Annotated in this window: 15 protein-coding genes; 8 read left to right on the top strand and 7 right to left on the bottom strand. The window is 61.3% G+C overall.

The features are described from left to right. Window positions 1-163 precede the first annotated feature (163 nt). Together A8B82_RS15470 and A8B82_RS15465 are read right to left on the bottom strand one after the other, a co-directional pair. On the bottom strand, window positions 164-637 hold the full coding sequence (locus A8B82_RS15470) for an aromatic-ring-hydroxylating dioxygenase subunit beta (RefSeq protein ID WP_067294285.1): 474 nt from the start codon (window positions 635-637) through the stop codon (window positions 164-166). After that, on the bottom strand, window positions 634-1,974 hold the full coding sequence (locus tag A8B82_RS15465; protein ID WP_067294282.1) for an aromatic ring-hydroxylating dioxygenase subunit alpha: 1,341 nt from the start codon (window positions 1,972-1,974) through the stop codon (window positions 634-636). Before A8B82_RS15465 ends, A8B82_RS15470 begins: the two co-directional genes overlap by 4 nt. A 227-nt stretch (window positions 1,975-2,201) precedes the next feature. Between A8B82_RS15465 and A8B82_RS15460 the strand changes: the two genes are divergently transcribed. The 5 genes from A8B82_RS15460 to A8B82_RS15440 all read left to right on the top strand — a co-directional run bounded on the left by A8B82_RS15460 (window position 2,202) and on the right by A8B82_RS15440 (window position 6,481). Further along, window positions 2,202-2,735, top strand: coding sequence for a MarR family winged helix-turn-helix transcriptional regulator (locus tag A8B82_RS15460; protein WP_082899332.1), 534 nt, complete (start codon window positions 2,202-2,204; stop codon window positions 2,733-2,735). A gap of 78 nt (window positions 2,736-2,813) precedes the next feature. Continuing rightward, window positions 2,814-3,833 (top strand): TRAP transporter substrate-binding protein, encoded by a 1,020-nt coding sequence (locus A8B82_RS15455; RefSeq protein WP_067294280.1) that lies wholly within the window; start codon window positions 2,814-2,816, stop codon window positions 3,831-3,833. A gap of 50 nt (window positions 3,834-3,883) precedes the next feature. Continuing rightward, window positions 3,884-4,390, top strand: coding sequence for a TRAP transporter small permease (locus A8B82_RS15450; RefSeq protein ID WP_067294277.1), 507 nt, complete (start codon window positions 3,884-3,886; stop codon window positions 4,388-4,390). Then, on the top strand, window positions 4,383-5,696 hold the full coding sequence (locus tag A8B82_RS15445) for a TRAP transporter large permease (protein ID WP_067294275.1): 1,314 nt from the start codon (window positions 4,383-4,385) through the stop codon (window positions 5,694-5,696). Before A8B82_RS15450 ends, A8B82_RS15445 begins: the two co-directional genes overlap by 8 nt. 11 nt (window positions 5,697-5,707) lie before the next feature. Then, window positions 5,708-6,481 (top strand): aspartate/glutamate racemase family protein, encoded by a 774-nt coding sequence (locus A8B82_RS15440; protein ID WP_067294272.1) that lies wholly within the window; start codon window positions 5,708-5,710, stop codon window positions 6,479-6,481. A 76-nt stretch (window positions 6,482-6,557) separates the two neighbouring features. Here A8B82_RS15440 and A8B82_RS15435 read toward each other — a convergent pair whose 3' ends face one another. Genes A8B82_RS15435 through dctP form a run of 3 tightly spaced genes read right to left on the bottom strand, consistent with a single transcriptional unit; the run spans window position 6,558 to window position 9,484 of the window. Next, window positions 6,558-7,895: a TRAP transporter large permease gene (locus A8B82_RS15435; protein ID WP_067294269.1), complete on the bottom strand. Its 1,338-nt coding sequence runs from the start codon at window positions 7,893-7,895 to the stop codon at window positions 6,558-6,560. Window positions 7,896-7,913: 18 nt separating this feature from the next. Further along, on the bottom strand, window positions 7,914-8,411 hold the full coding sequence (locus A8B82_RS15430) for a TRAP transporter small permease (RefSeq protein ID WP_067294267.1): 498 nt from the start codon (window positions 8,409-8,411) through the stop codon (window positions 7,914-7,916). Between the two features lie 59 nt (window positions 8,412-8,470). Then, window positions 8,471-9,484: a TRAP transporter substrate-binding protein DctP gene (gene dctP / locus A8B82_RS15425; protein ID WP_082899331.1), complete on the bottom strand. Its 1,014-nt coding sequence runs from the start codon at window positions 9,482-9,484 to the stop codon at window positions 8,471-8,473. A gap of 166 nt (window positions 9,485-9,650) precedes the next feature. Here dctP and A8B82_RS15420 point away from each other — a divergent pair, with 166 nt between their 5' ends. Together A8B82_RS15420 and A8B82_RS15415 are read left to right on the top strand one after the other, a co-directional pair. Continuing rightward, window positions 9,651-10,736, top strand: coding sequence for an NAD/NADP-dependent octopine/nopaline dehydrogenase family protein (locus A8B82_RS15420; protein ID WP_067294265.1), 1,086 nt, complete (start codon window positions 9,651-9,653; stop codon window positions 10,734-10,736). Continuing rightward, window positions 10,736-11,716, top strand: coding sequence for a 3-hydroxybutyryl-CoA dehydrogenase (locus A8B82_RS15415; RefSeq protein WP_067294262.1), 981 nt, complete (start codon window positions 10,736-10,738; stop codon window positions 11,714-11,716). The genes A8B82_RS15420 and A8B82_RS15415 overlap by 1 nt, the downstream gene beginning before the upstream one ends. Window positions 11,717-11,828: 112 nt before the next feature. Here the strand turns inward: A8B82_RS15415 and A8B82_RS15410 are convergent, their stop codons facing one another. After that, on the bottom strand, window positions 11,829-12,938 hold the full coding sequence (locus tag A8B82_RS15410) for a pyridoxal phosphate-dependent aminotransferase (RefSeq protein WP_067294260.1): 1,110 nt from the start codon (window positions 12,936-12,938) through the stop codon (window positions 11,829-11,831). A gap of 1 nt (window position 12,939) precedes the next feature. After that, complete coding sequence (locus A8B82_RS15405; protein WP_067294257.1) at window positions 12,940-13,857, bottom strand: aminotransferase class IV; 918 nt, start codon at window positions 13,855-13,857, stop codon at window positions 12,940-12,942. 138 nt (window positions 13,858-13,995) lie between these two features. On the opposite strand from A8B82_RS15405, the gene A8B82_RS15400 reads away from it, so the two are divergent. Then, window positions 13,996-15,357 carry an MmgE/PrpD family protein gene (locus A8B82_RS15400; protein WP_067294254.1) on the top strand — a complete coding sequence of 454 codons (1,362 nt, stop codon included), beginning with the start codon at window positions 13,996-13,998 and terminating at the stop codon, window positions 15,355-15,357. The last annotated feature ends 113 nt before the right edge of the window (window positions 15,358-15,470 follow it).

Here is a 15,470-nt window from a genome sequence, read left to right as displayed (position 1 = left end):
GGGGGCCCTGCCCCCGCCGCCGCAAGCGGCGCCTCCCCCGGTATATTTGAGGAACAATGAAACAGGATTTCCGGACTCTTTTCGCTTTCATTGTTCCAGAAATATACTGGGGTTTGGGGCAAAGCCCCAAGATTCTTTAGATCGAATGCGGCGCAGCCGCTCCTTATGGCAAGAGTTGAATATTGCGGAAGGCCGCGTCGCAATTGACGATATCGACCCGCTTGTTCGCGATCCTCAGCGACCCGTCGACCAACGCAAGGTCGTGTTTCGCGGTCAGGGCCAGCAATTGCTGTTCGTCCAGCCGCGTCTCGACGTAGTGCATGAAGGTGGTCGTCACGAAGCTATCGCCCTTCATTTCGTCCACAAACGGGCGCTGGATCACATGGTGGCAGCGGCTTTTTGGTTTCTGGCTGAAGGTGCGCGCGCCGTTCAGCCGCTCGACCCGGAGTTTCAGCATGAAGAGATCCTCATACATCAACGAGGTGACGTTCAGCGGGTCGGTCTGCTGATAATCCAGCGGCATCCAGTAGTGGCCGTCAGGCAGCCACAGGTCCAGCCATTCGGTGTAACGTCCCTCGTCCAGCATCCGTGCCTCATCATAGATGAAGTCGATCAACTGTTCTTTCGACACATTCATTCTGCCGCCTCCTGCGCGGGGGCATCCCAGGTCATGAACCTTGCCCATGCGTCGAACTGGTTGCGCATCTGGCGCTCTGTCGTGCCGTTCTCCACGACCTCTTCGGAAAAGTCCTCCTCGCCCGTGCGCAGGCGCTGGATGTTCACCCATTCAAGGCCGTCGGCCTCCAGCCCTTCCTGCGCGCGTTCGTACATCTCAAGGTCGTCATGGCCGACGATCGAGGTCGGCGCGTTGATCATGCGATTGTACATCGCCGTGCGCGCGGTCAACTCCTCCGGTGCATCGACAAGGTGGTAGATATAGCTTTCCACCAGCGTCTTGTTCGCCGCCAGCGGGATGAAAATGCGCAGCTGCTGGATCGGGCCCTTGATCATGATGTTGGGGAAATAGACCGTGTTGTGCCGGTTCTCGTCCAGGATCGCCTTGGCCTTTTCTTCGCCATGGCTTTCGACCATGGCCTCGAAATAGCCGGGGATCTGGGAATAGTTGGAGTGGATCGAGTGGTTCACGCCCGTATGCCCGTGCCCATTGGGCCAGGTGCGTATCCCCATGTTTTCAAAAAACTCATAAGGGCTCATGAAAGGCGCGATGATCTCCATCGCCGGAGGCTTGGGCGCGTCTTCGGGCAGGTTCAGCTCCTCGTAGAGCTTCACGGCGGTCCCGGCGGAGGATTCATGGGCCACCATCGGATGACAGGTATCGGTCTGGTTCTCGACCAGCATCTTCCAGTTGCAATGATGCATGTAACGCAGCGGCGGCCCTGCGACTTCCAGCCGTCCGGCGGGGGAACGGTCGACCATGTTGTCGAGCGATGACAGGCTGTCGCCAAAGAAATCTTCGAATGAAATGCCGTCTTGAGCCAGGCGGGCAAAGATGAAACCGCGGTAGTTGTGCACGGCACCCACAGCCTTCATGCCCTTGGCCCCCTCTGTCTGGTCAAGGCCGGTGTCGGAGTACCCCTTCTTCAGCGGGATGGCGAGCAGGCAACCGTCTGTCTTGAAGGACCATGCGTGATAGGGGCAGCGAAAGAACTTGCCGGTATTGCCCTGCCGGTCGATGACGATCTTGGTGCCCTTGTGGGGGCAGCGGTTGTACAGAACGTGGATGTCGCCCGTCGAATGGCGCACCTGGATCACCGGCTGGTCGCCGATGGAGGTTGCGAAGTAGTCGCCCTTTTGCGGGGTCTGGCTTTCGTGGCCTACAAAGACCCAGGCATTGGCAAAAACGTGTTTCATCTCCAGCCGGAACACCTCCGGGTCGATGTAGACATCGCGATGGACCTGATGGCCCTCGAACAATGCAGCGGCAGCGGCAGGATTACCGGAATACTTGCTCATTGGATGCTCCTTCGGATGTCCAGTATCAGACGGGTGGAAAAAGCCCGGCTGACATTGATTTGCATGATCTTGCCGGAAATGGTCTCCATCGGTTGGTCCTCCATGTCATTTAATATGAAAACTCATATATTAATCGTCAAGCTCTTTATGTGCCCCCTTCGCTTCGCTACATTGCCCTTGGCACGTTACTGCTGAACCAGAACGGCAGACAGGAAGGATTCCAATTGATGCAGGCACCGCGCGAAAACACCGATTCAGACGCTTCACCCGGCTTTGTATCGGATTATCTGCTGTACCTGCTGGCCGCCGCCAGCGACGCGGCCAGCGCACAATTCCACCAGACCGTCCGCGCGGCGGGTCTGCGGGTCCCCGAATGGCGGGTGCTGGCCTGCCTTCTGGACGAAGACGGTGCGATGATCACGCAACTGGCGACGGTTGCACTGGCCGAACAGTCTCGGCTGACCCGCATCATCCTGCAAATGGAAAAGCGCGGCCTTGTCGTGCGGCGCGGCGACGCTGCTGACAAGCGCCGGGTCCGTGTTCATCTGACCCCCCAAGGCCGGGCTCTGGCGACCGATCTGGTCACCCAGGCAAAGGTTCATGAGGCGGTACTGATCCGCAGGCTGTCCGGGGGCGACGGGGCGCGGTTGAAACCCGCCCTGCGGTCCCTGCTGGAAGTGCTCGAACCTAGCATGCCCGAAACAGCACCGCGCGAAATGCACCAGAAAACGGGTTCACAAGTCATAGAAAATATGGATTAATGAAAATGCATATAAATTCGCGGCGGGTGAGTCCGGCTTTGACAGTGGCCGCCCCTGTGAGAAAAAAGGGAGTGAAAAATGGGAAAGTTTACAAAATTCTTGACCGGCACGGCGCTGGTGTTGAGCATGGCATCAGCCGCACAGGCCGCTGAAACAATCACGATTTCCAGCTGGCTGCCTCCAAGCCACCCGGTCAACACAGGGATGCTGGAGGGCCTGATCGACATGATGGAAGCCGCCACGGGGGGCGAAGTCACCGGCGAAATCAAGATGGGCCTTGCCCCGCCACCGGCACAGATGGACCTGGTGATGGACGGCGCAGCCGATATGACGATCATCTTTCACGGCTATCAGCCGGGCCGTTTCGTCGGGTCGAAACTGATCGAAGTGCCGGGATACGAAGGCAGCGCCGAAGCTGCATCGGTGGCCTATTGGCGGGTACAGACAGAATACCTCGATGCGCTGGACGAACACCGGGGCACCAAGCTGGTGGCGCTGACCACCCATGGTCCCGGACAGGTCCACTCCAACAAGGAGGTCAAGACACTGGCCGATCTGCAAGGTCTGAAGACCCGCCTGGGCGGCGGTGTATCGGCTGATGTCGGGGCCGAGCTGGGCCTTGTCGGCATTCAGGTGCCCGCGCCGAAAGTCTATGAGACGCTGGATTCAGGGGCCGCTGATGCCGTGGCCATGAACATGGGCGAGCGGATCAGCTTCAAACTGAACGAGGTTGCCAAGAACGTCTATGAAATGCCCGGCGGCTTTTATCGCGGGTCTTTTGCGGTGATCATGAGCCAGGACAAATTCGACAGCCTGCCCGAGAACCTGCAGACCGCGCTGGACGAACAGGTGTTCGGTGAGACCGCAAGCCGGATGATGGGCAAGGTCTGGGACGAAAGCGACGCACAAGCGCGGGCGGAAACCGAAGCGGCGGCAGACAATACCATCGTGACCGCCAGCGCGGAAGACCAGGCCGCCTTTGCCGAAATGGGGCAACGCGTGCGCGAAAAGGTTCTGGCGGAGCTTGAAGCCGCCGGTGTCGATGCGCAGGCCGCCTATGAGATGGTCGTGGCAGAGATGGCCAAAGAAACCGAATGACCGGTTCGGGCAGGGTTGATCCCTGCCCTTTCCGCATCTCTTGAGGTTCTATGCAACAGGTGATCAAACTCGCCCGCCTTGGTGCCACACTGCCGATGGTGGTGGCGTCGCTTGCGCTTTTTGCGCTGATGGTGCTGACGTTCTGCGACGTGGTGCTGCGCTCGGCGCTGAATGCGCCGATCGAGGCCGCGACCGAATTGACCCGCATCGCCATTGCGATAGTGGTGTTCTCTGCCTTGCCGATCCTGTCGGCCCGCGAAGAGCATATTGCCGTCGATCTTGCCGATGGCATTTTTGACCGGCTGAACATCGCGCGGCTGCGGGATGGTTTGGTCAATCTGATCTGTGGCGTGATGCTGTACTGGCCCGCGCAGCGGGTTGTGGTGCTGGCCGAACGGGGCCGCAGCTATGGCGATGTGACAGAATACCTTTCGATCCCGACATTCTACGTAGAGTATTTCATCGCCATCATGACCTTTCTGACGGCGCTGGTGCTGATCATCAAAGGGTTGCTGCATTGGTTCGCGCCCCGCGCGCTGGAGACCCCGCATGATTGAATCCTGTATCGGCTTTGCCGCCGTTTTTGTACTGGTCCTGTGCCGTATTCCCATCGCCTTTGCCATGGGCCTGGTGGGCATGATCGGCTTTGCCTACCAGACCAATTTCACCGCCTCGATCTCGATGGTGTCACGGCTGTTGATCGACACATCGCAGGATTACGGGTTGTCCGTGGTGCCGCTGTTCATCCTGATGGGCCTGTTCGTGAACAAGGGCGGGATCAGCCGCGAGCTTTATGCCGTGTCCAACGCCTTTCTCGGGCATTTCCGCGGCGGGCTGGCGATGGCGACCATCGTGGCCTGTGGCGGGTTCGCGGCGATTTGCGGATCGTCGCTGGCCACCGCCGCAACCATGTCCAAGGTCGCCATGCCCGAGATGCGCAAGTTCGGCTATGCCGACAGCCTTTCGACCGCCTCCATCGCGGCGGGCGGGACGCTGGGCATCCTGATTCCGCCCTCGGTGATCCTGGTGATCTATGGCTTGCTGACGGAAACCTCCATCGGACAGCTTTTCATCGCAGGGATCATTCCCGGCGCGCTTGGTATCCTGCTTTATCTTGTGGCGGTCCGCTTTACCGTGGCGCGCAACCCGGAGGCCGGGCCTGCGGGCCCACGGTCGGACTGGGGCGCGCGCATGGGGGCGGTGAAAGGCGTCTGGGCGGTTCTGCTGCTCTTCGGTCTTGTCATCGGCGGGCTTTACGGGGCGCTTGATTTCTGGCCGATCCACCTGGCCTTTTCCCCGACAGAGGCAGCGGGCATGGGGGCTGCCGGTGCGTTTCTGATAGCTCTGGCGCGCGGCGGGCTGAACTGGAGCGGCCTGCGCGAAGTATTGCAGGAAACCACGCTGACCACCGCCAGCCTCTTTGCCGTGCTGATCGGGGCCTGGATATTCTCCAACTTCGTCAACCTCGCGGGCCTGCCCGAAGCCCTGCGCGCGGCTGTCAGCGCCTACGACGTGTCGCCCTGGGTCGTCATGGCGATGATCATCGCAATTTATATCGTCCTGGGCTGCATCTTTGAATCGATGTCGATGTTGCTGCTGACGGTTCCGATCTTCTTTCCCCTGGTGACCGGCCTGGGATTTGACCCGGTGTGGTTTGGCATCATCGTCGTGGTGGTCACCGAAATCAGCCTGATCACCCCGCCTGTCGGCCTCAATGTCTTTGTCCTCAAGGGCGTGGTGGGCGATGTGTCCACCGGCACCATCTTTCGCGGTGTGACGCCGTTCTGGATGGTTGATATCATTCGGCTGATCCTGCTGCTGGCGTTTCCCGCGCTGGTGCTTTTCCTGCCCTCGCAAATGTAACGGACCGCCCCATGAAAATTTGGTATCAATCGTATGTCGATCAGGAAAACGGGGCCGGATACTGGGACGTTCTGGCCCCACACCTGCGCGACAGCGCACAGCCCGGCACGCAGATTGACATCAGGGGCATCACCCCCTTCGACAGCTATGCGCATCCGCTGGTCGAGTTCCGCTGCGCGCGCGAGATGATCTGCAATGCCATTCAGGCGGAGCGCGAAGGCTATGACGCCTTCATCGTCGGCCATTTCCAGGATGCGGGCCTGTACGAGGCGCGGGCGGCGGTGGATATTCCGGTGATTGCCCTGGGCGAGGCGTCGATGCTGTATTCCTGCCAGTTGGGCCAGCGCATCGGCATCGTCACGATCAACCCCCGCTTCATCCCGTGGTTTCACCACCAGATCGGTAAATATGGCCTGCGCGAACGTGTCACCGGCGTGCATGCGATGACATTCGAACCGGGGCAAATCCTGGCGGCCTATGGCGACGCCGACAAGTCGGAGGAAGTGCGTGTCCTGTTCGAAGAACAGGCCCGCCCGCTGGTCGCCCAGGGCATTGACGTGCTGATCCCCGGCGGTGGCATCCCGATGTTGCTGTTCGCCAGCTTCCACAATCACAACGTGGATCTGGCCCCTGTCATCAACGGCATCCCCATCGCGGTGAAGATGGCAGAAATGGCGGTCAGCCTGAAGCGCCAGACAGGACAGTCAGTCAGCCGCACCGGCGATTACGTCAAGGCACCCGACCACGTGATCGAGGAATTCCTGACCCACCCCAAGGGGCTTTGACCCCACGGGCAGGCGGAGGAAAACCTTTCGAAAGGTTTTCGCCGGAATTTTCGAAAATTCCGCCCCCCGTCGTGCGCTATTCGCCCATGTTCGGCAGCCAGAGCGCGATCTGGGGGAATATGATCAGCAGCACCACCAGCAGGATCGCGCAGCCCATATAGGGCAGCGCCGCCATGTAGATGTCGCGCATCGTGGTATCGGGTGGGGCGACCCCCTTCATCACGAACAGCAGCAATCCGAAAGGTGGCGTGGTAAAGCTGATTTCAAGCGCCATCAGGATGATCACCCCGAACCAGATCAGGTCAAACCCCAGGGTCTGCGCCAGCGGGAAAAAGATCGGCACCGTCAGCAGCATCATGGAAAGCTGATCCATGAACATGCCCAGCACCAGCAGGATACAGAACATGATGACCAGCATCACAATGGGGTCAAAGTCGAACTGCGTGGCCCAGCGGATCAGCCCCGATGACGCCCCCGAAAACGCCAGCAGGGCCGAGAAGGTGGCAGAGCCGAAGATGATCAGCAGCGCCATGGTGGTCACCCGCAGCGCGCCGGTGACCGAGGCGACAAAGCTGGTCCAGGTCAGTTTGCGATAGCCGATCGCCAGCAGCAGCACCCCGACACAGCCAAAGGCCGCGGATTCCGACGGGGTCGCCCAGCCGTTCATGATCAGCAGGATCACCCCGACCACGATGGACATCATGGGCATGATGTCAAAGAACAGCAGCCGCATCTTTTCGGAGAACGCAATCTGCTCGACCTCGTAGGCCGGTGCGGCCGTCGGGTCCCACAGGCAAAGGCCCAGGATCAGGATGACATAGAAGCATGCAAGCATCAGGCCCGGCACCACGCCCGCAAGCAGCAGGTCACCCACGTCCAACGTGGCCAGCGTGGCCAGCAGGACCGCCAGCGCCGAAGGCGGGATCAGCATCGCCAGCCCCCCGGTGCCCAGGATCGGACCAATGGCCATGTGCTTCTTGTACCCCTTCGCTTCCATCTCGGGCACCATGAGCGAGCCGAGCAGCGCGGTGGACCCCAGCGAGGAACCCGACAGAGTGGCAAAGGCCGTCCCGCCCGCCACGGTCACAAAAGACAACCGACCGGGGATGCGGCCCATCAGTTTCTCCACCGCCGCGAACATCTTGTTGCCAAGGCCGGTGTGAAAGAAAATCTCGCCCATCAGCAGGAACATCGGCACCGGCATCAGGTTAAAGGTTGTCACGGTCGGCAGCGCGTTATTGACCAATTGCCCGATCCCCCGCGACATCTGCCGCAGCAGGTCACCGCTACCGCCCATGAAATAGGTCGCGCCGATCATGTTGGCGGCGATAAAGGCGAGGGCCACGGGGATGCCCATGAACATCAGGAAAAGGATCATCCCCAGCAGGAACGACAGCGCGTAATACCATTCCATCAGAACGGGCCTTTCGAATTATTCATGAACGCCCGCCTGCCCGGAATGCAAAGTCTCCGCACCAAAGACAAAGCGCAGGAAATTCAGTGCCATCAGACCAAAACAGATCGGCATGGACACCAGCAGCATCCATTTCGGCATGTCGAGTGACCGCATGTCCGCATCGCCAAAGCTATAGGCTCGCAGCGTGGTCGCGCCCGAATACCAGACCAGCACGAGACAGATCAGCACGCACAGAACCGCAACGAAGCGGGAAAACGGTTTGCCCACTGTCGTTGGCAGCGCGGCGGTGAGCAATTCGATGAACACATGCCCCTTCAGCCGGACAAGCCAGGGGGACGCCGCCATGACGATGTACAGCAGACCGTATTCCGAGAAAGTGAAGATGTGCGACGAGCCGGAATAGTTGAACGACCGTGCCGTCGCCTGGAACACGATGCCGAACATGATCGCCACCAGATAGGACCCGGCAAGGATCGCGAGAAGATTACAGATGGCGTCCAGCAGTTTCAGCACAAGCGGCCTCCGTCACGAAGAGGGGCGCGAAGACTACGCTCCGCGCCGCTTCGTTGATCTTATTCAGGGTGGTAGAGCTTGAGCATGGTCTCGTAGCTGCTGCCGTCGTCGCCCATTTCTTTCAGGCGGGTTTCCATCCGGCCCCATGCGGCATCGTTGGCCAACTTCAGATAGGCGGCAGAGCCCTCGTCGGACATGGCGACAAATTCCACTCCGCGCTTTTCAAGCTCCACACGGTCGGACTTCACCGTCTCTTGCCGGTCGTTGTAGGATTTCTCCTCCCACTCGATCACGACCTGCTCGATCAACTCCTGGCTTTCCGGGTTCAGCGCATCCCAGCTTTCCTTGTTGAAGATCACACCGATGTCGGTGTTGTAGAAGGCAGGCTCGACCGCGTATTTCATGAACTCGTCCCACTTGAGGTCCATCAAGCCGATCTCGGTCCAGGCCGCCGCGTCAACGACGCCCTTTTCCAGCGCCGCATACACTTCGGTCGAAGGCATGGAGGAGGTGGTGGCATTCAATGCTTCGAAGAAGGCGTGGTAGATCGGGTTGTCGCGCAGCTTGACGCCGGTCAGGTCCAGCACGCCGTTCTCGTCGAACTTGGGCTCCGTGGAGGTATAGATGTGGAATTTTACCCCGCCGTCGATCCAGCCAAGGTGCCGGACGCCAAAGCGTTCCTGATGCGCCATGTCCATCGCTGCCGCCCCGCCATTCGCGCGGGCCTCCAGCGGGGTCACGGTCGCGGCAACCATGGCGTCGATCTCCGGCACGGAGGCGCCGTAGAACGAGCCGGGGATATGGACCATGTCCACAACGCCATCACGCACGGCGGCAGGTTGCTGGAACATGCCGATCGCCTCGGGGCCGCCCCGCACGTCGATCTGGACGATCCCCTTCCCGCGCTCGTTGATGTCATCCACCATGGCGAGGAAAGTCTTTGTATAGACAAGGAATGTCGGGAAGGCATGTGTTGCCGACACCCGATCCTCTGCCATGGCAGCGGTTGCCGTCAGCGCAAGCGCCGCCAAACCTGTAGTGGCCCTGAAGGCCATCCTGTTGAACTTTGTCATGTCAGTACTCCCAGTTGGTCTCGTTTTTTATTCTTCCAATATATGCATTTTCATGCAACCAAGGCAACGGAAATTGCATAAGCATATCTGCTTTCAACGGCAGAGCATGAGTTTGCACATAAATTAGAGCCTAGCACAAACCGTGTGAACAGGAAGGGAGCAAAATATGGAAATCGCAGTTCTCGGGGGCGGCAATGGGTCCGCAGCGGCAGCTTTGGACTTTTCTGCCGAAGGACACCGGGTCCGGTACTGGCGGCGCAACGCCGACGGTGTGGCCGACCTGAACAAGCGCGGCAACACACTGACGCTCAAGGATTACTCCGGTGAGAAAGAGGTGCAGATCGCTGTGGTCACGGCAGATATCGAAGAGGCCGTTTCCGGTGCCGCGCTGATCGTCTGCCCCACACCGGCCACCGCCCAGCCCGATATCGCAAGGGCCATGGCCCCGTTTCTGAAGGACGGGCAGGTCATCTACCTGCCGCCCGGCACCTTTGGCAGCGTTCTGATGGCTCAGATCATCCGGGCGGCGGGCAACTCCGCCGATATCACCCTGGCGGAGGCAGGCACCCTGCCCTATCTGACGCGCAAGCACGGGGCGGACACTGTGGCCGTGACCACCCGCGCAACCCGCCTGCCATCGGGCATCTTTCCGCGCCGCAATGCGGCGCATGCCCTCAAGGTCATCGCCCAGGCCTATCCGTCGGTCGAGGACTGCGGCGATGGTCTGTCCGGCGCGCTGATGAATGCAGGCCCGATCATCCACCCACCGCTGATCCTGATGAACGCAGGACCCATCGAACATTTCGACCATTGGGACATCCACAACGAAGGCACGCAGCCAGCAATCCGCCGCGTCACCACACGGTTGGACGGCGAGCGGATGGCGCTGCGCGAGGCACTGGGATACGGCGCGCCGCATTTTCCGCTGGCGGATCACTATGACCCCGATGGCGAGGAATGGATGTATGGCAATGCGGCGCATGAAAAGCTGACGGATTCAGGGGACTGGCGCGAGAATCTGGTGCTGACCGAACACCGATACATGCGCGAGGACGTGGCCTGTGGTCTCGCGTTCCTCGTTTCGGTCGGGGATTGGGCCGGGGTGCCTGTGCCGACCGCGCGGGGCCTGCTGGCGGTGGCATCGGCCATCTGCGACACAGATTTCGAACAGACCGGAAGGACGTTGGGTTCCATGGGCCTTGCAGACCTGAGCCGCGACCAGATGAAGGCCTTGTTGCAGGAGGGCCTGTAATGGCAAACCGCGAGGTGATCGCTGCTGTCGGGGCGGGCCGGATGGGCCGTGGCATGGCCATTGCCTTTGCCTATGCCGGGCATGACGTGGTCCTGATCGACGCAAAGCACCGCGACAGCGCCGGGTTCGAAGCGCTGTGCGGCCAGATCGACACGGAATTGCGCGGCACGCTCGGGATGCTTTCAGGCTTCGGGATGTTGAGCGACACGGAGATTGACGGCGTCCTGTCGCGCATCCGCACGGTTTCGCTGACAGATTGCGCCTCGGCCCTGGCCGGGGCAGACGTGATCTTTGAAGGGGTGCCCGAGGTCATGGACGCAAAGCGCGATGCTTTTGCGATGATCTCTGAACATGCCTCGGCGGAGGCGATTGTCGCCTCGACCACGTCGACGATCCTTTCCAACGATTTGCAGGGGTTCGTCACCTCGCCCGGTCGGTTTCTGAACGCGCATTGGCTGAACCCCGCCTTCCTTGTGCCGCTGGTTGAACTGTCGCCCGGCGACCAGACCGATCCAGCGGTAACCGAGGCGTTGAAGGCGCTGCTGGAGCGCATCGGCAAGGTGCCGGTGGTCTGCGCGGCAAGCCCAGGGTATATCGTGCCGCGTATTCAGGCGCTGGCGATGAACGAGGCCGCCCGTCTGGTCGAGGAAGGTGTGGCCTCTGCCGAGGATATCGACAAGGCCACGAAATACGGTTTCGGCTTCCGCTTTGCGGTCCTGGGGCTATTGGAATTCATCGACTGGGGTGGCGGGGATATCCTGTACCATGCGAGCAACTACATGGCCGGTGCCACGGGCGAAGACCGCTTTGCCGCGCCGAAGATCGTCAAGGACAACATGGCGCAAAACCGCCGGGGCCTGCGCGATGGGCAGGGATTTCTGGATTACGAGGGGCTGGATGTGCCCGCCTATCAGAACGACAGGCTGAATGCCTTTGTCGCGATGTTGCGGCATATGGACAAGATGCCACCCAAGGGGTGATTGGCCCATCGGGTCACATGCCCCTTATCCGTTGAACGCTGCGGTTCGTGGCTGTTGCGGGCCACAGGTTGAGTATTTCTGGCATAAAGAAGCGGGGGGCGGCGGCCCCCTGTCAGGTCAGGGTTGCCGCAAAGGCGGCGGCGCTTTGCAGCAGCAGATCGTTCTGAGGGGGTGTGCCGATTGAAAACCGCAACCAGTCCTCAAGCCCTGCCTCACGGGTGCGGCTGACAATGATCCCGGCGTCGTCAAAGAAATGCACAACCAACGCCTCTGCCGCCTCGGGGCCTTTGCCATCGACGCGCACCAGCAGGAAATTCGTTCCCGATGGCAGGGCCGTAATGCCCATGTCGGCCAGCGCGGCGGCGACGCGGCGGCGCTCAGCCACGATTTCGGTCACACGCGCCTTGACCACATCCAGATCGGCCAAAGCGGCTGTCGCGGCGGCCTGGGCAAGGCGGTTGACGCTGCCCATGCCCCGCGCGGCATAGAGACTGGGCATCATGGCCGCTGGCGCATGGGCCCAGCCGCAGCGCAGGCCCGCCAGCCCGTAGGCCTTGGAAAAGGTCCGGGTCACAATGACATTCTCGCGCCCCTCGACCAATGCATGCACTGCCGCACAATGATCGAAGCCGGTGAATTCGCCATAGGCCAGGTCAAGCACGACAACCACGTCGCGCGGCATGCCCTGCAAGAGCCGCTCCAGCTCTGCTACGGGCAGCACCGTGCCGGTAGGATTGTTGGGGTTGGCCAGAAACAGCAGCCGGGTACGCGGCGTCACCGCCCCCAGCAGCGCATCCACGTCGGATGTGAAATCGGTTTCCGGGGCCTTGACCAGCGTTGCCCCTTGCCGTGCCGCAACCATTTCGAACTGGATATAGCCATAGGCCGAAATCAGCACCTCATCCCCCTGCCGCACGAAGTTGCGCGCGATCACGTCCAGCAGTTCCTCGGACCCGTTTCCGCAGATGATCCGATCCGGTTCCAGCCCGTTGGCCTGCGCCAGCGCCGCGCGCAGCCCATCGCAAAGAGGCGTGCCGTAGGAGGCAATCTGCCCAGACGCCTCGGCCACGGCTGCCGCGACCTTTGGGCTGGGGCCATAGGGCAATTCATTGAACCCCAGGTTGATCAGCGGCAGACCCTTGGGCTGGGGTTTGGATATGCGACCGCGCAGGTTGAGCGGCTCAAGGTAGGATCGTGGTCCCGATGCGCTGCTGTCTGCCATGTCACGCGGCTCCGCTTACATGTTGCTTGATCAAGTCTTTGTACATGCCCTGTATCGTCCGGGTCACGGGCCGGTCCCCGTTGCCGATGGTCTTGCCGTCGATCGTGGCAACAGGGGTCTGCGCACCGAAGGTGCCGGTCAGAAATGCCTCATCCGCGCCGTAGGCCTCGTAAAGGGAGAAGTTCTTTTCGCGCACGGGGATGCGGTTCTCGCGGCACAGGTCGATGACCTTGGCCCGTGTCACGCCGTTCATGCAGTAGTCCCCGGTCGAGGTCCAAACCTCGCCCCGGCGCACGATGAAGAAGTTGCAGGCGTTGGTCGTGTTCACAAAACCATGCGGGTCCAGCATCAGGGCCTCGTCGGCACCGGCGGCTTCGGCCTGAAGGCAGGCGATGATGCAGTTCAGCTTGGAATGGCTGTTCAGCTTTGGGTCCTGCGCATGGGGCAGCCCGCGCACCTGCGGGACAGATGCCAGCCGGATGCCCGCCGATTGCAGGCGGTCCACCGGTTTGGAATGCTCCATGATGATCACCAGCGTCGGGCCGGAGGTGCTGAGGCCCGGATGCTGGAACGGTTTGTCCTTGATCCCGCGGGTCAGCATCAGCCGGCAATGCACGTCATCGGTCATGCCGTTGGCCTCTGCCGTGCGGCGGAGGGCATCGGCGATCCCGGCCTTGTCCATGCCGACGTCCAGGTCGATGGCTTTGCAGGAGTTGAAGAAGCGGTCCATGTGTTCGTCGAAGAACGCCCAAGTGCCCTGATAGAGCCGCATCCCCTCCCAGATGCCATCACCCAGCATGAAACCCGCGTCGTAGACCGATACCTTCGCCGCGTCCCGGTGCACGATATCGCCGTTCACATAGATGCGGATATCCCGGTTGCGGCTGTCTTCGTCCGCCTCATGAGTGGTCTGGGCCATTGCCTGTTCCTTTGTTGTCCAGATGCAGTGTTAACAGGTTTGCGCCCCTGCGCCAGACACGCCGGAAAGATGTCGCAATTGGCGCATCATCCCCCTCGGGTCTGCTTATTCTGGACGCAACAGCGACAGGGAGTTGCCATGCCTCAGGCCTTGCCACGCCATATCGACCGCTTCATCCGCAGCCAGCGGACCGAAGAGTTCCCGCAGGCCGTTCTGGACCATGTGGCGCTGCTGTTGCTGGACACATTGGGCATCGCAATTGCCGCGGCCCCGATGCAGGCGGGGCAGATCGCCCGCGAAACTGCGCGGCGGCTTTACGGGGCGGGCAGCCGGGACGATACGGCCTGGATGATGTTCGACGGACGCGAGGCCAGCCTGGCCGGGGCGGCCTTTGCGACGGCAACCCAGATCGACAATCTGGACGGGCACGATGGATACAACCCGACCAAAGGGCATACCGGGGTGGCGGTGGTCCCGGCGCTGGTTTCCTTTGCGCAGCACCTGCCGGACCTGTCCGGGCGCGCAGCGCTTGCGGCATTGGTCACAGGCTACGAAGTGGCCGGGCGGGCGGCCATCGCGCTGCATGCCTCGGTCAGCGATTACCACACATCGGGGGCCTGGAATGCCCTTGGGGTCGCGGCACTGGGCGCGCGGTTGCGGGGCAGTTCGGCGGCACAATTGCGCGAGGCGCTGGGAATCGCGGAATATCACGGGCCGCGCAGCCAGATGATGCGCGAGATTGCGACCCCCACGATGCTGCACGATGGTTCGGGGATGGGGGCGCTGGTGGGGGTGTCGGCGCTGATCATGGCCGAGATGGGATTTACCGGCGCGCCCGCAATCACCGTCGAGGCGGCGGACGCGCAGGACCATTGGGCGGACCTGGGCCAGTTCTGGCAGGTGCTGCACCAATATATCAAACCCTACCCGATCTGTCGTTGGGCCCATGCCAGCATTGATGCGGCGCGCGAAATCTGCATCGCGCATGATGTCGCGGCAGAGCAGGTCGCAGCCATCGACATCCGCAGTTTTCACAATGCGGTACAGCTTTTTCCCGGCGTGCCGGAAACCACGTCGCAGGCGCAATATTCGCTGCCCTTTGCCGTGGCGGTCATGATTGCCCAGGGCGACATCAAGTTGGACCATATCGCTGGCGCAGGGCTGCAAGACCCGGTGGCGGCGGGCCTGGTGGCCAAGACGATGATGCACGTGGGGTCAGAGCATGAGGCACGCTATCCCGCCGGCCGATGGGCCGATGTCACCCTCACGCTCAAGGACGGGCGCGTGCTCGCCTCCGGCGAGGTCCACGCGCGCGGCGGGCCGGAGCGCCCATTTGCACCACAGGATATCACGGAGAAGTTCATGCGTTTTGCTGCACCCGTGATTGGCAGTGAAAGGGCAGAGGCGATCATGTCGGCCTGCATGGCGCTGCCTGCGGCTGGTGCCCGCTTTTCTGGCTTGCTTGACCTGCTGAAGGCCCCGCCGGAGCATCGGGCGTAGTCCGCCGGTTCCTGCGCTGACGCCAAAAGACACCATCAACGGGCGGCCACCGCTTCCACGTCTCAAAAATTCCTTGAAACGCCCTATCCTCCGGCGCGCCTGCAGGCTATGAC

Source organism: Sulfitobacter sp. EhC04, from assembly GCF_001650875.1.
Classification (GTDB): Bacteria; Pseudomonadota; Alphaproteobacteria; order Rhodobacterales; family Rhodobacteraceae; genus Sulfitobacter.
The sequence above is the reverse complement of the archived record's forward strand: the minus strand, read 5'-3'. Positions and strand labels throughout refer to the sequence as shown.

Coding starts and splice junctions, on each gene's coding strand:
- A8B82_RS15470 (WP_067294285.1), bottom strand. CDS start 637: ATGAATGTGTCGAAAGAACAGTTGATCGACTTCATCTATGATGAGGCA.
- A8B82_RS15465 (WP_067294282.1), bottom strand. CDS start 1,974: ATGAGCAAGTATTCCGGTAATCCTGCCGCTGCCGCTGCATTGTTCGAG.
- A8B82_RS15460 (WP_082899332.1), top strand. CDS start 2,202: ATGCAGGCACCGCGCGAAAACACCGATTCAGACGCTTCACCCGGCTTT.
- A8B82_RS15455 (WP_067294280.1), top strand. CDS start 2,814: ATGGGAAAGTTTACAAAATTCTTGACCGGCACGGCGCTGGTGTTGAGC.
- A8B82_RS15450 (WP_067294277.1), top strand. CDS start 3,884: ATGCAACAGGTGATCAAACTCGCCCGCCTTGGTGCCACACTGCCGATG.
- A8B82_RS15445 (WP_067294275.1), top strand. CDS start 4,383: ATGATTGAATCCTGTATCGGCTTTGCCGCCGTTTTTGTACTGGTCCTG.
- A8B82_RS15440 (WP_067294272.1), top strand. CDS start 5,708: ATGAAAATTTGGTATCAATCGTATGTCGATCAGGAAAACGGGGCCGGA.
- A8B82_RS15435 (WP_067294269.1), bottom strand. CDS start 7,895: ATGGAATGGTATTACGCGCTGTCGTTCCTGCTGGGGATGATCCTTTTC.
- dctP (WP_082899331.1), bottom strand. CDS start 9,484: ATGACAAAGTTCAACAGGATGGCCTTCAGGGCCACTACAGGTTTGGCG.
- A8B82_RS15420 (WP_067294265.1), top strand. CDS start 9,651: ATGGAAATCGCAGTTCTCGGGGGCGGCAATGGGTCCGCAGCGGCAGCT.
- A8B82_RS15415 (WP_067294262.1), top strand. CDS start 10,736: ATGGCAAACCGCGAGGTGATCGCTGCTGTCGGGGCGGGCCGGATGGGC.
- A8B82_RS15410 (WP_067294260.1), bottom strand. CDS start 12,938: ATGGCAGACAGCAGCGCATCGGGACCACGATCCTACCTTGAGCCGCTC.
- A8B82_RS15405 (WP_067294257.1), bottom strand. CDS start 13,857: ATGGCCCAGACCACTCATGAGGCGGACGAAGACAGCCGCAACCGGGAT.
- A8B82_RS15400 (WP_067294254.1), top strand. CDS start 13,996: ATGCCTCAGGCCTTGCCACGCCATATCGACCGCTTCATCCGCAGCCAG.